The organism is Phenylobacterium terrae (assembly GCF_042681205.1).
GTDB classification, from domain to species: domain Bacteria; phylum Pseudomonadota; class Alphaproteobacteria; order Caulobacterales; family Caulobacteraceae; genus Phenylobacterium; species Phenylobacterium terrae.
Genome location: NZ_JBHUEY010000001.1, coordinates 2093896 through 2107011, shown reverse-complemented (window position 1 = coordinate 2107011; position 13116 = coordinate 2093896). Strand labels below are relative to the sequence as shown.

Genomic DNA, 13116 nt, shown 5'->3' with positions numbered 1-13116 from the left:
GCTGAAACCGTTATGCCCGCGGCCACCATTTCTTTCCGCGATCAAATTTGAGGCGCTAGCAACCCATGAAGGTGTTGGTCCCGGTCAAGCGGGTTATCGATTACAACGTCAAGCCGAGGGTGAAGCCCGACAATTCGGGCGTCGACCTGGCCAATGTGAAAATGTCCATGAACCCCTTCTGCGAGATCGCCGTCGAGGAGGCGGTGCGTCTGAAGGAGAAGGGGGCCGCGACCGAGGTCGTCGCCGTCTCGATCGGCCCGGCCCAGGCGCAGGAAACCCTGCGCACCGCGCTGGCCATGGGCGCCGACCGGGCCATCCTCGTGCAGACCGACACCGATCTCGAGCCGCTGGCGGTCGCCAAGGTGCTCAAGGCGGTGATCGCTGAAGAGAGCCCCAACCTGGTCGTCATGGGCAAGCAGGCCATCGACGGCGACAACAACGCCACCGGCCAGATGCTCGCCGCGCTGCTCGACTGGCCGCAGGCGGCCTTCGCCTCCAAGGTCGAGGTGTCGGGCGACAAGGCCAGCGTCACCCGCGAAGTCGACGGCGGCCTGCAGACCATCGAAGTGGCGCTGCCGGCGATCGTCACCGCGGACCTGCGCCTCAACGAGCCGCGCTACGCCAGCCTGCCGAACATCATGAAGGCCAAGAAGAAGCCGCTCGATGTGAAGGAGCTCGCCGCCTACGGCGTCGACACCGCGCCCCGGCTCAAGGTGCTGAAGGTCACCGAGCCGCCGAAGCGCGCCGGCGGCATCAAGGTCGAGAACGCCGCCGACCTGGTCATGAAGCTGAAGAACGAAGCGGGGGTCCTCTAATGGCCGTTCTCGTCATCGCCGATAACGACAACGCCACCGTCCGGGACAACACCCACAAGACGGTGACCGCCGCCCTGCGCATCTCGTCCGACGTGGACGTGCTGGTGGCCGGCCAAGGCGCCCGCGCCGCCGCCGAAGCCGCCGCCAAGATCAAGGGCGTGCGCAAGGTGCTGCTGGCCGAGAGCGAAGCCCTCGCCCAGGGCCTGGCCGAGGCCTTCGAGGCCGCGATCGTGCCGCTGGCCGCGAACTACGAGGCGATCCTCACGCCGGCCACCTCGCAGGGCAAGAACCTGTCGCCGCGCATCGCCGCCAAGCTGGACGTGGCCCAGATCTCCGACATCGTCGAGGTGGTCGACGCCAACACCTTCGTCCGCCCGATCTACGCCGGCAACGCGCTGGAGACCGTCCAGTCCTCCGACGCCAAGAAGGTGATCACCGTCCGCCCGACCGTCTTCAAGGCGGCCGAGGAAGGCGGCTCGGCGAGCATCGAGACCGTCGAGGCCGGCGGCGCGCCCGCCAAGACCCGCTTCGTCGACCAGCAGATCGTCAAGTCCGAGCGTCCCGAGCTCACCGCCGCCAAGATCGTCGTCTCCGGCGGCCGGGCGATGGGTTCGGCCGAGGAGTTCCAGCGGGTGATCGAGCCCCTCGCCGACAAGCTCGGCGCGGCGGTCGGCGCCTCGCGCGCCGCGGTCGACGCGGGCTACGCCCCGAACGATTACCAGGTCGGCCAGACCGGCAAGGTGGTCGCCCCCGAGCTCTACGTGGCCGTGGGCATCTCGGGCGCCATCCAGCACCTGGCCGGGATGAAGGACTCCAAGGTGATCGTCGCGATCAACAAGGACGCCGACGCCCCGATCTTCCAGGTCGCCGACTACGGCCTCGTGGCCGACTACAAGACCGCCATCCCCGAACTGATGGACGAGCTCGCCAAGGTCGGCAAATAGCCGCGCCCCCTCGCGAAAGCGGGGCCGAGTTCACAATTAGGCACTTCGCCGAAGCCCAACGCCTCTCGAGGCGTTGGGCATTCGAGCCCGACGCCTCACCCCTCCAACCCCTTAGGTCATGAAGTCTTTCAAGCCGATCTCGTTCGAAGACCGCCTCGCCGCTCAAGCCGAAGCCAAGAAGGCGATGCTGGAGAAGTTCAAGCCCAAGCCCGCGGTGCGTGAGACGCCCTACGTCGACACCGCCGCCCAACGGCAGGCCGAACTCGAGCGGATCCGCGCCGAGCGCCAGGCCCAGCGCGAGGCCAAGAAGGCCGCCGCGGCCGAGGCCGAGCGCCTTCGCCAGGAAGCCGAGGCCAGGGAACGCGAGGCCCAGGCCGCGAACAAGGCCGCCAACGCCCGCGCCGCCCTGCTGGCCATGTACGGCACCAAGAAGCGCGGCAGCGGCTCCAAGTAGCCGCCCCGCGCTCGCCCAAGCCCCACGGAACTGCCGCCCGCCTGTTCGCCAGGCGGGCTTCCTCATGCTCAGTCCCTGCCCGTGAGGCTTCGGCGCAACGCAAGCTTCACCATGCCACGCTGCGGCGCAGCAAAACGCTTGCGGGCTTGCGCGGCCTCCGTGCTACAACATTTGGATAATACGACGGGCGCACGGTTCTTCGCGCCTGCATCATAAGGCTGTTGGCATGGTTCAGATCAGGTCGGTCGGCGTCATCGGCGCCGGTCAGATGGGTTCGGGGATCGCCCACGTGTGCGCCCTGGGCGGCTACGACGTCCTCCTCCACGACGTGAGCCCGGACAGGATCAAGGCCAGCCTGTCGCAGATCGAACGCAACATGAGCCGCCAGGTGGCGCGCGGCATCATCGACGACGAGGCGATGAAGACGGGTCTGGCCCGCATCAAGGCCGCCGAGGAGCTGCAGGCCATCGGCCAGGCGGATCTGGCCATCGAGGCCGCCACCGAGGACGAAGAGGTCAAGAAGACCATCTTCAAGGCCCTGGCCCCGCATCTGGCGCCCAACACCCTGCTGGCCTCCAACACCTCGTCGATCTCGATCACCCGGCTGGCCTCGGCCACCGACCGGCCCGAGCGGTTCATCGGCCTGCACTTCATGAACCCCGTGCCGCTGATGAACCTCGTGGAGATCATCCGCGGCATCGCCACCGATGCGGTGACCTACGAGGCCGCCGTCGACTTCGCCAAGTCGCTGGGCAAGACCACGGCCAACGCCGAGGATTTCCCGGCCTTCATCGTCAACCGCATCCTGGTGCCGATGATCAACGAGGCCATCTACACCCTCTACGAAGGGGTGGGCACGGTGGAGGCCATCGACACGGCCATGAAGCTGGGCGCCAACCACCCGATGGGCCCGCTGGAGCTGGGCGACTTCATCGGCCTCGACACCGTGCTGTCGATCATGAACGTGCTCTACGAGGGCCTGGCGGACTCCAAGTACCGGCCCTGTCCGCTGCTGGTGAAGTACGTCGAGGCCGGCTGGCTGGGCCGCAAGACCGGCCGCGGCTTCTACGACTACCGCGGCGACCAGCCGGTGCCGACGCGCTGAGCAACTTCCCCTCCCCCTCAGGGGAGGGAAAGGGCTACGGCTCGCCCCACAGCCGCAGCAGGTTGCCGCTGGCCTTGTCGAGCAGCAGGCGGGCCTCGCCTTCGGGCAGCGCGCCTCGGACGCGGGCCAGGTCGAAGAGGATCTCCCGCTCGTCGGCGCGGCGGATGAAGCTCTGGATCCAGCCGACGCAGGCCAGCCGCTCGCCCGAGGTCACCGGCTCCACCCGGTGCAGGGCGCCGGTGGAGTAGACCACCATGCTCCCGGCCGGCAGCTTGACCGCACGCTCGCCCTCCACGCCCTCCACCACCAGCTCGCCGCCCTCGTAGGTCGAAGGATCCGAGAGGAAGAGGGTGAAGGACAGGTCCGTGCGCACCCGGGCGCCTTCCGGGCCCATCAGCGCATCGTCCATGTGCGAGCCGTAGGTCTCGCCCGGGCCGTAGCGGTTGAACATCAGCGTCGACCAGCGGGCCGGCCGGGCGTAGGCGGCGAACACTTCGTTGCGCTCCAGCGCCTCGCGGACGAAGCGGGCCAGGGCCGCGATCTTGGGATTGTCGGCGTCGGCCTGGCTGTTGGCCTTGACCTTGCGCGCCGCGGCGCCGGCGGTGCGCCGCCCGTCCCGCCAGGGCGCCTGCGCGAGCGCCTCGCGGATCCGGGCGACATCTTCGGCCTCGAGCACGTCGGCGAGCGTCAGCATGGCGCCCTGTCCCATCTTTGCGAATGACTTGCAAGAGCGGCGCCCGGCATGTTTAGGTCCAGGCGAACCAGTGGAGCTTCGCCAATGACCGTTCTTCGCCCGAAACTCTGGACCAGCCTCTCGGCCGCCGTGCTGCTCAGCGCCGGCGTCGCCGCCTGCGGGGGCGAGGCCGGCGAAGCGGGCGGGGCGGGCAAGGCCGCCGCCGTCGGCGAGGGCGGCGAGGCCGCGGAGAAGGGCGCCCAGGCCGTGGGCGAAGGCGGCGAGGCGGCCGAACAGGGCGCGGCCCAGGCCTACGGCGCGATCCCGGCCGAGTCCAAGGCCGCGCTGCAGCTCGCCCACCTGAAGGGCTTCTTCCTCATCGCCCAGGAGCAGAAGGACGGCCCGGAAGCGGCCGCCGCCCTCGCCGGCCAGGGGATGCTGGAGGTGTTCGACAAGGACCCCGACGCCTTCCGCGCCGCCGGCGTGGACGAGGCGGTGCTCCGCAAGGCCGCCCAATCGGGCGCGGCCGCGGACCTCAACGCCGCGATCGCCAACCTCGACGCCGCTGCGGCGAAGGCCGGCGGCGACCCGGCCGAGGTGGTCAAGGGCCTGGTCTCGGTGGCCGAGGGCATCTACCGCGGCGTCATCATGGAGGGCGTGGTCGACCCGATCGAATACCAGCACTCGCTGGGCTCGATCCTCGCCGCCCAGTCGGTGGCCGCCAAGGCCGGCGACAATCCGAAGCTGTCCGCCGCCAAGGCCGAGCTCGACAAGCTGGCCGCCATGTGGACCGGCGCCACCGCACCGGAGACGCCGACGCCCGCCCAGCAGGTCTCGGCCCAGGCCTCGCGGGTGCAGCTGGCGCTCAGCTAGAAGGCGAGAAAGGCCGCGTCACCATTACATTCGACGAAAGCCCCACAACCGTCCGATAATTCTGATTGATTCGGACGGGCGGGTTCATGCGACGGCTGACGCTTCCCCTGCTCCTGGGGGCTTATTTCATCTCCGCGCTGGTCCTCGCCCTGACCTTGTGGCGAGGCGGCGGCGGCTGGACCGTGGGCGTGGCCGCCTTCGTGGGCGGCCTCTCCTTCGCGCTGGCCGTGCACGGCCTGATTGCCCGGGCCCTGGCTTCGGCCGAGGTCGCCGAGGACATCGAGGCCATCCGCGCCGCCCAGCGCATCCTGCTCGAGCAGATCGAGAAGATGGACGAGCGGGTCGCCGAGGCCGTCAAGGACGTGGCCAAGGACGCCCGCAAGTCCGAGCAGCTGGCCGGCGAGGTCCACATGCTGGAGGACCTCGTCCACCGGCTGTCGGTGCGCATCTCCGACGGCATCCTGCCGCCGAGCCAGGCGCGTCTGGCGCCCCAGCAGCAGGCCCAGTCCAAGGCCCTGCTGGAGACCGTCCGCGCGGCCCTCACGGAGAACCGGGTCGACCTCTACCTGCAGCCGATCGTCGGCCTGCCGCAGCGGCGGCGGATGTACTACGAGAGCTACTCGCGCCTCCGCGACGAGACCGGCCGGGTGCTGATGCCGGCCGAGTACCTGAAGGTCGCCGAGCCCGAAGGGCTGATCACCGCCATCGACAACCTGCTGCTGTTCCGCTGCGTGCAGATCGTCCGGCGGCTGGCCAAGGAGGACCGCAAGGTCGGGATCTTCTGCAACATCAGCCAGGCGAGCCTGGCCGACGAGAGCTTCTTCCCGCAGTTCCTCGACCTGCTGTCCACCAACCGGGACCTGGCCGGCGCGCTGATCTTCGAGATGGGCCAGGCGGCGTTCGACGCCCGCGGCTCGGTCGAAGCGCGCAACATGGCCAAGCTGGCCGACCTCGGCTTCCGCTTCTCCCTCGACAAGGTCACCGACCTCGACCTCGACTTCCAGGACCTGGCCCGCTCGGACGTGAAGTTCGTCAAGGTCGCCGCCCAGGTGCTGCTCGAGCAGCTCACCGAGCGGGACGGCCGGCTGGTGCTGCAGGCTCTCCCGGACCTCGCCGCCGAGGACTTCGCAGGCCTGACCCGCCGCTACGGCGTCGAGATCATCGCCGAGAAGGTCGAGACCGAGCGCCAGGTGGTGGACATCCTCGAGCTCGACATCGCCCTGGGCCAGGGCCACCTGTTCGGCGAGCCCCGCCCGATCCGCGACCAGGTCCTCGCCGAAACCGCGCCGCCGCCGGCCTACGTCCAGACCTCCCTGGCGCGCCGCGCAGCCGGCGGGCGGTTCTAGGCCCGCTTTCCTCTCCCATTCATGGGAGAGGGGGACCACCCGCCGCAGAGCGGGTGGTGGAGAGGGCAAGCCACAGGCGCGGCGACGCCCCGCGCTCCACTCTGCACCTCTCTCACCTCGGAGTCGGCGGCTCGCCCCCTCCCCCACCCCCGCTTCGCAGGGGAGGAAAGGAAGGTTGACCCCCGCCCCGGGGCTCTTTACCCGCGGCGCGCATGACCGCTCCCCGCCCGATCGAGCACTTCTCCGACCTCGCCGACCGCTACGACGTCCTGCTCTGCGACGTCTGGGGCGTGATCCACAACGGGCGCGAGAGCTTCCCGGCCGCTTGCGAGGCGCTGGCCAGGTTCAAGGCCGAGCGGGGGCCGGTGATCCTGATCTCCAACGCGCCCCGCCCCGCCTCGGCGGTGCGGCCGCAGCTGACCCAGCTGAAGGTGCCCGACGCGGCCTGGAGCGAATTCATCACTTCGGGCGATGCGACCCGGGTGCTGCTCTCCGAGCGCGCGCCGGGCCCGGCCTGGGCCATCGGGCCGGATCGCGACGCCCCGCTCTACGAAGGCCTCGACCTGACCTTCGCCGGTCCCGAGGAGGCGCGGTTCATCTCCTGCACCGGCCCGTTCGACGACGAGACCGAGACGCCGGAGGACTACCGCCAGGCCTTCGAACAGGCGGTGAAGCGCGACCTGGCGATGATCTGCGCCAACCCGGACATCGTGGTCCAGCGGGGGGACAAGCTGATCTACTGCGGCGGCGCCCTGGCCCAGCTCTACGAGCAGATGGGCGGCGAGGTGCTGATGGCCGGCAAGCCGCACGCCCCGCTCTACCGGCTCTGCCTGGGCCGCGCCGGCGAGCTGCTGGGCCGCCCGGTCGATCCGGCCCGGGTGCTGTGCATCGGCGACGCGGTGGCCACCGACGTCCTCGGCGGCAACCGCCAGGGGCTGGACGTGCTGTTCGTCGCCAGCGGCATCCATGCCGGCGACGCCATCGGCGAGGCGGGCCTGGACCCGGCCGCGGTCGAGGCCCTGCTTCAGGAGGCCGGCGCCGAGGCGGCCTATGTGACGACGCACCTGTCCTGGTGAGGCTTCGCTTCTGGGCGCGCGGACGCTAAGGAGGCTGTCGGCTACGGGAGTTGTGGGTGCAGGGACTGTTCTTCGAAGACTTGAGCGTGGGCCAGAGCGCGGAGATCACCCGCGTGGTCGAGGCGCGCGACCTGACCGCCTTCGCCGAGGTGTCCGGCGACACCAATCCGGTCCACCTGGACGAGGACTACGCCAAGACCACGCCGTTCCAGGGCCGTATCGCCCACGGGATGCTTTCGGCCGCCTACATCTCCGCCGTGCTGGGCACCCGTCTGCCCGGCCCGGGCGCCATCTACCTGACCCAGTCGCTCAGGTTCCGCCGGCCGGTGAAGATCGGCGATGCGGTCACCGCCAGGGTCAGCGTCGCTGCGCTCGACGAGCGGCGGGCCCACGCGACCCTCACCACCCTCTGCATTGTCGACGGCCGCAACGTGGTGGAGGGCGAGGCGATGGTCATGGTCCCCAGGCGGCCGGCGTGACGGCTGTACGGGTGATCACCGGCTGGAAGGGGCTGGCGCAGGCCGACCGCGGCGCGGCGGTGGCGATGGGCAGCTTCGACGGCGTCCACAAGGGCCACCAGAAGGTGATCGCGCTGGCCGCCGACGCGGCGCGCAGGCTCGGCGCGCCGCTGGGCGTGATCAGCTTCGATCCCCACCCCCGCGAGATCTTCAACCCCGGCCAGCCGGCCTTCCACCTGATGACCCGGAACCAGCAGCTGCGGGTGCTGGGCGAGCTCGGCGTCGAGCGTCTCTATCTCCTGCCCTTCACGGCCGAGCTGGCCGAGCTCACCGACCGCGAGTTCGCCACCCAGGTGCTGCACGAGGGCCTCGGCGCGCGCCACGTGGCGGTCGGCTTCGACAACTCCTTCGGCAAGGGCCGCACCGGCAGCCCGGAGACCATGCGACAGTACGGCGAGGAGCTCGGCTTCGGCGTCTCGGTGGCTGGCGCGGTGGGCGACGATTCGGTGGAGAAATACTCCTCCACCGCCGTCCGCGAGGCCCTGCGCGAGGGCCGCCCGCAGGACGCTGCGGCCATCCTCGGCCGGCCGTTCGCCATCGAGGGGACCGTGCAGCGCGGCCGCCAGCTCGGCCGAGAGCTCGGCTATCCCACCGCCAACGTCGCGCTGGGCGACTACGTCATCCCGAAGTTCGGCGTCTACGCCACCCGCACGCGCCTACCGGATGGGCGCGAGTTCGCCGGCGTCGCCAACATCGGCGTCAACCCGACGGTCGGCGAGGTCGACCCCCGGCTCGAGGTCTGGCTGTTCGGCTTCGACGAGGACATCTACGACCAGCTCATCGAGACCGACCTCCTCCACTTCCTGCGGCCGGAGCTGAAGTTCGAGACCATCGGCGAGATGACCGAGCAGATCCTGCGCGACGCCGACCAGGCGAAGCGGCTGCTGGGGGCGGGTGACAGGTAGCGCTGCGCGCAACCAGTCACCGAGGACCACCGGTGACTGGTTGGCCGAAGGCCTACCTGTCACCACCCGCTGCGGCGCCCTTTGCCCCACGCCCCGGCCTCTGCTAACACCCGCCCCCATGACTTCGGCTTGGAAGACTTCGCGAATTAAGCGCCCGGCGTGACGCCGCCGGACCAAGCTCCAGCGCGCGCCGGGTCTTAAGCCCAATCTCCAACCGAACCCCCGCTGGATAGCCCCATGGCCGACGACGCTGAAAAGCCCTCGCGCGATTACCGCGAGACCGTCTTCCTTCCCGACACGCCCTTCCCGATGCGGGGCGGCCTGCCGCAGAAGGAGCCGCAGATCCTGGAGCGGTGGGAGCAGGACGACCTTTACAAGTCGATCCGCAAGGCCCGGCAGGCCGCAGGCGCGCCGCTGTTCGTGCTGCACGACGGCCCGCCCTACGCCAACGGCGCCATCCACATCGGCCACGCCCTGCAGAAGACGCTGAAGGACTTCGTTGTCCGCTCGCGCTTCGCCCTCGGCTACGACGTCGACTACCTGCCCGGCTGGGACTGCCACGGCCTGCCGATCGAGTGGAAGGTCGAGGAGGAGTTCCGCGCCCAGGGCCGGCGCAAGGACGAGGTCTCCAAGGCCGAGTTCCGCGAGCGCTGCCGCGCCTACGCCGAACACTGGATCGGCGTGCAGATGGAGGGCTTCAAGCGGCTGGGCGTGCTGGGCGACTGGGGCCGCCGCTACTCCACCATGGACTATGCGAGCGAGGCGGCCATCGTCGCCGAGTTCCACAAGTTCGTCGCCTCGGGCCAGCTCTACCGCGGCTCCAAGCCGGTGATGTGGAGCCCCGTGGAGCGCACGGCGCTCGCCGACGCCGAGGTCGAGTACCACGACCACGTCTCGCCGACGATCTGGGTCAGGTTCGAGGTGCTGGAGGGCTCGGACGCGGCCCGCGGCGCCCACGTGGTGATCTGGACCACCACCCCCTGGACCATCCCGGCCAACCGGGCGATCGCCTACAACGAGGGCATCGACTACGCCGTCTTCCAGGTGGAGGCGATGGAGGAGAACCTGCCCTTCGCCCCCTGGGCCAAGCCGGGCGACCGGCTGATCGTCGCCGAAAAGCTGATCGAGGAGGTCGCCAAGGCGGCCAAGATCGCCCGCTGGCGCCGGGTCGAGAAGGTCGACTGCCAGGGCATGGTCTGCGCCCACCCGCTGGCCGGGCTGGATCGCCACTACGGCTTCCAGGTCCCGCTGCTGGCTGGCGAGCACGTGACCGACGAGGCCGGCACCGGCTTCGTCCACACCGCCCCCGGGCATGGCGCAGACGACTACGCCGTCTGGCTGGCGCACGGCCATCGGGAGATCCCCGACACCGTCGATCCCGACGGCGCCTACTACCCCGACGTGCCGCTGTTCGGCGGCCTGAAGGTGCTGGAGACCGAGGGCAAGAAGGCCGGCAAGTTCGGCCCGGCCAACGACGCCGTCATCGAGAAGCTGATCGAAGCCGGGCGGCTGCTGGCCCGCGGCCGCATGGAGCACAGCTATCCCCACTCCTGGCGCTCCAAGGCGCCGGTGATCTTCCGCAACACGCCCCAGTGGTTCATCCGCATGGACCAGCCGCTGAAGGACGGGCGCACCCTGCGCGAGACCGCGCTGGAGGCCATCGAGGCCACCGCCTTCCATCCCGAGGCCGGGCGTAACCGCATCCGTTCGATGGTCGAGTCCCGTCCCGACTGGCTGATCAGCCGCCAGCGCGCCTGGGGCGCGCCCCTGGCCATGTTCGTGGACAAGGAGACCGGACAGCCGCTGCACGACGACGAGGTCAACGCCCGCATCGTGGGGCTGATCGCCAAGGAAGGCGCCGACGCCTGGTTCACCCGGCCGGCCAGCGACTTCCTGGGCTCGCACGACCCGGACCGCTACGAGAAGGTCGAGGACATCCTCGACGTCTGGTTCGATTCCGGCTCGACCCACGCCTTCGTGCTGGAGACCCGCGACGACACCCGCTGGCCCGCCGACCTTTATCTGGAGGGCTCGGACCAGCACCGCGGCTGGTTCCAGTCCTCGCTGCTGGAGAGCGCCGGAACCCGCGGCCGGGCCCCCTACGACGCCATCCTCACCCACGGCTTCACCGTCGATGAGAACGGCGAGAAGATGTCCAAGTCCAAGGGCAACACCGTCGAGCCGCAGACGGTGATCAAGGACTCCGGGGCCGAGATCCTGCGCCTGTGGGCGGCCATGGCCGACTACACCGAGGACCTGCGGATCGGCAAAGCGGTGATGGCCACCACCACCGACGCCTACCGCAAGCTGCGCAACACCGTCCGCTACCTGCTGGGCGCCCTGGCCGGCTTCTCCGACGCCGAGAAGGTCGCGCCCAAGGACATGCCGCCGCTGGAGCGGTTCATCCTGCACCGCCTCTGGGAGCTGGACGTGCAGGTGCGCACCGCCTACCGCGAGTACCGGTTCTCGGACGCGGCCCGGCCGGTGCTGGAGTTCTGCCAAAACGAGCTCTCGGCCCTGTTCTTCGACATCCGTAGAGACAGCCTCTACTGCGACCTGCCGACGGCGGACCGCCGCCGAGCCGCGCGCACGGTGATGGACCTGGTGTTCGAGCGGCTGACCATCTGGCTCTCGCCGCTGATCCCCTTCACCATGGAAGAGGCCTGGACCACCCGCTTCCCGGACGCCGGGTCCAACTCCCTGCGCGTCTTCCCCGACACGCCCTCGGCCTGGCGCGACGACGCCGAGGCCGAGCGCTGGGAGAAGGTGCAGAAGGTGACCTCGGTGGTCACCGGGGCCCTGGAGGTCGAGCGGCGCGAAAAGCGGCTGGGCTCGGCGCTGGAGGCCGCCCCGCGCGTCCACATCGCCGATGCGGCCCTCAGGGCCGCCTTCGAGGGCCTCGACGCCGCCGAGGTGTTCCGCACCAGCCAGGCCGACCTAGTCGACGGCGAAGGTCCCCCGGACGCCTTCCGCCTGCCCGAGGTCGCCGGCGTCGCCGTCGAGCCGCTCAGGGCCGAAGGCCGCAAGTGCGCCCGTAGCTGGCGCATCCTGCCGGAGGTCGGCTCCGACCCCCGCTATCCGGACCTGTCCCTGCGCGACGCCGAAGCGGTCGCGGCCTGGGATGCGGCCCGCCAGGGGCAGGGGGTCGCGTGAAGGGCTTCACTCGTCACGGCGCCTCGGCGCTCGCCCTCGCCGTCCTCATCCTGATCCTCGACCAGATCTCCAAATACTGGGTCGTGGAGGTGTTCGCCCTGGAGAGCCGCGGACCGACCCAGCTGGCCGGCCCGCTCTGGCTCAGCATGGTCTGGAACTCGGGCGTCAGCTTCGGACTGCTGGGCGGTCCCAGCGAGTTCACCCGCTGGGCGCTGACCATCTTCGGCTTCGGCGTCGCCGCCGCCCTGGCGGTCTGGGTTCGCAACGCCGACAAGCCGCTCACCGCCGCCGCCCTGGGCTGCATCATCGGCGGGGCGATCGGCAACGCCATCGACCGGATCCGCTACGGCCACGTCGCCGATTTCATCGACGTCAGCCGCCTGCACTTCCCCTGGGTGTTCAATGTCGCCGACGCGGCGATCAACATCGGCGTCGGCCTGTTGATCCTCGAACTGGTGCTCGATTCCATGCGGCGTCAGGCCCCCTCCTGACGGCGTTGGCGCCGATGCCCGATTAAGCTAATTGAAAGGCCACACATCCTGGCCGGGGGGCGGCCTTGGGAGTCATTACGTCCATGCGTCTTTACCCTGTCATCCTCGCTGCAGCCGCCGTGGCCGGCCTCGGCCTCTCCGGCTGCGGCACGACGCGCAATGCGCTGGGCATGCAGAAGGTCACGCCCGACGAGTTCCGCGTCGTGACCAAGGCGCCCCTGGTGGTGCCGCCCGACTATTCGCTGCGCCCGCCGGCCCCCGGCGAGCCCCGCCCGCAGGAGCTGCAGCCGGAGAGCGCGGCGCGCACCGCCCTGCTGGGCCAGCGCGAGGCCGAGGTCCGCTCCGACGGCGAGAAGCTGCTGGTGGCCCGCGCCGGCTCGGACAAGGCCGATCCCCTGATCCGCTACGTCGTCGACGACGAGTTCGGCGACCTGGCGCACAAGGAGAAGAGCTTCGCCGACCGGGTGATGTTCTGGCGCAAGGACGCCGCGCCCCAGCCGGGCCTGGACAACAGCGCCACGCCCGTCGACACCGCCGCCGAGGAAGAGAAGATCAAGGCCCTGACCGGCGGCCAGGACATCGTCATCCAGCGCCAGGCCGCCCCGCGCCTGAAGCTGCCGGGGCTGTAGGGAGCATCCCCTCCTCTCCCCCGACGCGCAGCGCGGGGGGAGAGGTCGGGAGAGGGGCGAAGCTGACTTCGGTCCACGCCGGATGATCCGGCGGCGAGCCCTTTGCGCCGCCGCACCTCTCCACGCCCCGCCCA

13 protein-coding genes are annotated in these 13116 nt (G+C 70.1%); 12 read left to right on the top strand and 1 reads right to left on the bottom strand.

Features of this window, described 5'->3' with window-relative positions; all coding sequences use genetic code 11:
• Positions 1-65: 65 nt before the first annotated feature.
• From ACFSC0_RS10590 to ACFSC0_RS10575, 4 genes are all read left to right on the top strand, one after another.
• Positions 66-815: an electron transfer flavoprotein subunit beta/FixA family protein gene (locus ACFSC0_RS10590; RefSeq protein WP_377282967.1), complete on the top strand. Its 750-nt coding sequence runs from the start codon at positions 66-68 to the stop codon at positions 813-815.
• On the top strand, positions 815-1759 hold the full coding sequence (locus ACFSC0_RS10585) for an electron transfer flavoprotein subunit alpha/FixB family protein (RefSeq protein WP_377282968.1): 945 nt from the start codon (positions 815-817) through the stop codon (positions 1757-1759). The genes ACFSC0_RS10590 and ACFSC0_RS10585 overlap by 1 nt, the downstream gene beginning before the upstream one ends.
• A gap of 118 nt (positions 1760-1877) precedes the next feature.
• The gene (locus tag ACFSC0_RS10580) at positions 1878-2213 is read left to right on the top strand and encodes a DUF6481 family protein (protein WP_377282969.1); all 336 of its coding nucleotides are present in this window, start codon (positions 1878-1880) and stop codon (positions 2211-2213) included.
• A gap of 226 nt (positions 2214-2439) precedes the next feature.
• Positions 2440-3318, top strand: coding sequence for a 3-hydroxybutyryl-CoA dehydrogenase (locus tag ACFSC0_RS10575; protein ID WP_377282970.1), 879 nt, complete (start codon positions 2440-2442; stop codon positions 3316-3318).
• Positions 3319-3352: 34 nt separating this feature from the next.
• Here the strand turns inward: ACFSC0_RS10575 and ACFSC0_RS10570 are convergent, their stop codons facing one another.
• The gene (locus ACFSC0_RS10570) at positions 3353-4027 is read right to left on the bottom strand and encodes a Fe2+-dependent dioxygenase (protein ID WP_377355143.1); all 675 of its coding nucleotides are present in this window, start codon (positions 4025-4027) and stop codon (positions 3353-3355) included.
• A gap of 69 nt (positions 4028-4096) precedes the next feature.
• Here ACFSC0_RS10570 and ACFSC0_RS10565 point away from each other — a divergent pair, with 69 nt between their 5' ends.
• The 8 genes from ACFSC0_RS10565 to ACFSC0_RS10530 all read left to right on the top strand — a co-directional run bounded on the left by ACFSC0_RS10565 (position 4097) and on the right by ACFSC0_RS10530 (position 12982).
• Complete coding sequence (locus ACFSC0_RS10565; protein ID WP_377282972.1) at positions 4097-4864, top strand: hypothetical protein; 768 nt, start codon at positions 4097-4099, stop codon at positions 4862-4864.
• A gap of 86 nt (positions 4865-4950) precedes the next feature.
• Positions 4951-6210, top strand: coding sequence for a flagella assembly cyclic-di-GMP phosphodiesterase TipF (gene tipF / locus ACFSC0_RS10560; protein WP_377282973.1), 1260 nt, complete (start codon positions 4951-4953; stop codon positions 6208-6210).
• Between the two features lie 212 nt (positions 6211-6422).
• A complete protein-coding gene (locus ACFSC0_RS10555) occupies positions 6423-7286 on the top strand; it encodes a TIGR01459 family HAD-type hydrolase (protein ID WP_377282974.1) in 864 nt (287 codons plus the stop codon).
• Between the two features lie 56 nt (positions 7287-7342).
• Positions 7343-7765 (top strand): MaoC family dehydratase, encoded by a 423-nt coding sequence (locus ACFSC0_RS10550; RefSeq protein WP_377282975.1) that lies wholly within the window; start codon positions 7343-7345, stop codon positions 7763-7765.
• A complete protein-coding gene (locus ACFSC0_RS10545) occupies positions 7762-8709 on the top strand; it encodes a bifunctional riboflavin kinase/FAD synthetase (RefSeq protein WP_377282976.1) in 948 nt (315 codons plus the stop codon). The genes ACFSC0_RS10550 and ACFSC0_RS10545 overlap by 4 nt, the downstream gene beginning before the upstream one ends.
• Positions 8710-8946: 237 nt before the next feature.
• Entirely contained in the window at positions 8947-11862 is a 2916-nt protein-coding gene (ileS, locus tag ACFSC0_RS10540) for an isoleucine--tRNA ligase (RefSeq protein WP_377282977.1), read from the top strand.
• Positions 11859-12353 carry a signal peptidase II gene (lspA, locus tag ACFSC0_RS10535; RefSeq protein ID WP_377282978.1) on the top strand — a complete coding sequence of 165 codons (495 nt, stop codon included), beginning with the start codon at positions 11859-11861 and terminating at the stop codon, positions 12351-12353. Before ileS ends, lspA begins: the two co-directional genes overlap by 4 nt.
• A gap of 83 nt (positions 12354-12436) precedes the next feature.
• Positions 12437-12982, top strand: coding sequence for a DUF3035 domain-containing protein (locus tag ACFSC0_RS10530; RefSeq protein ID WP_377282979.1), 546 nt, complete (start codon positions 12437-12439; stop codon positions 12980-12982).
• The last annotated feature ends 134 nt before the right edge of the window (positions 12983-13116 follow it).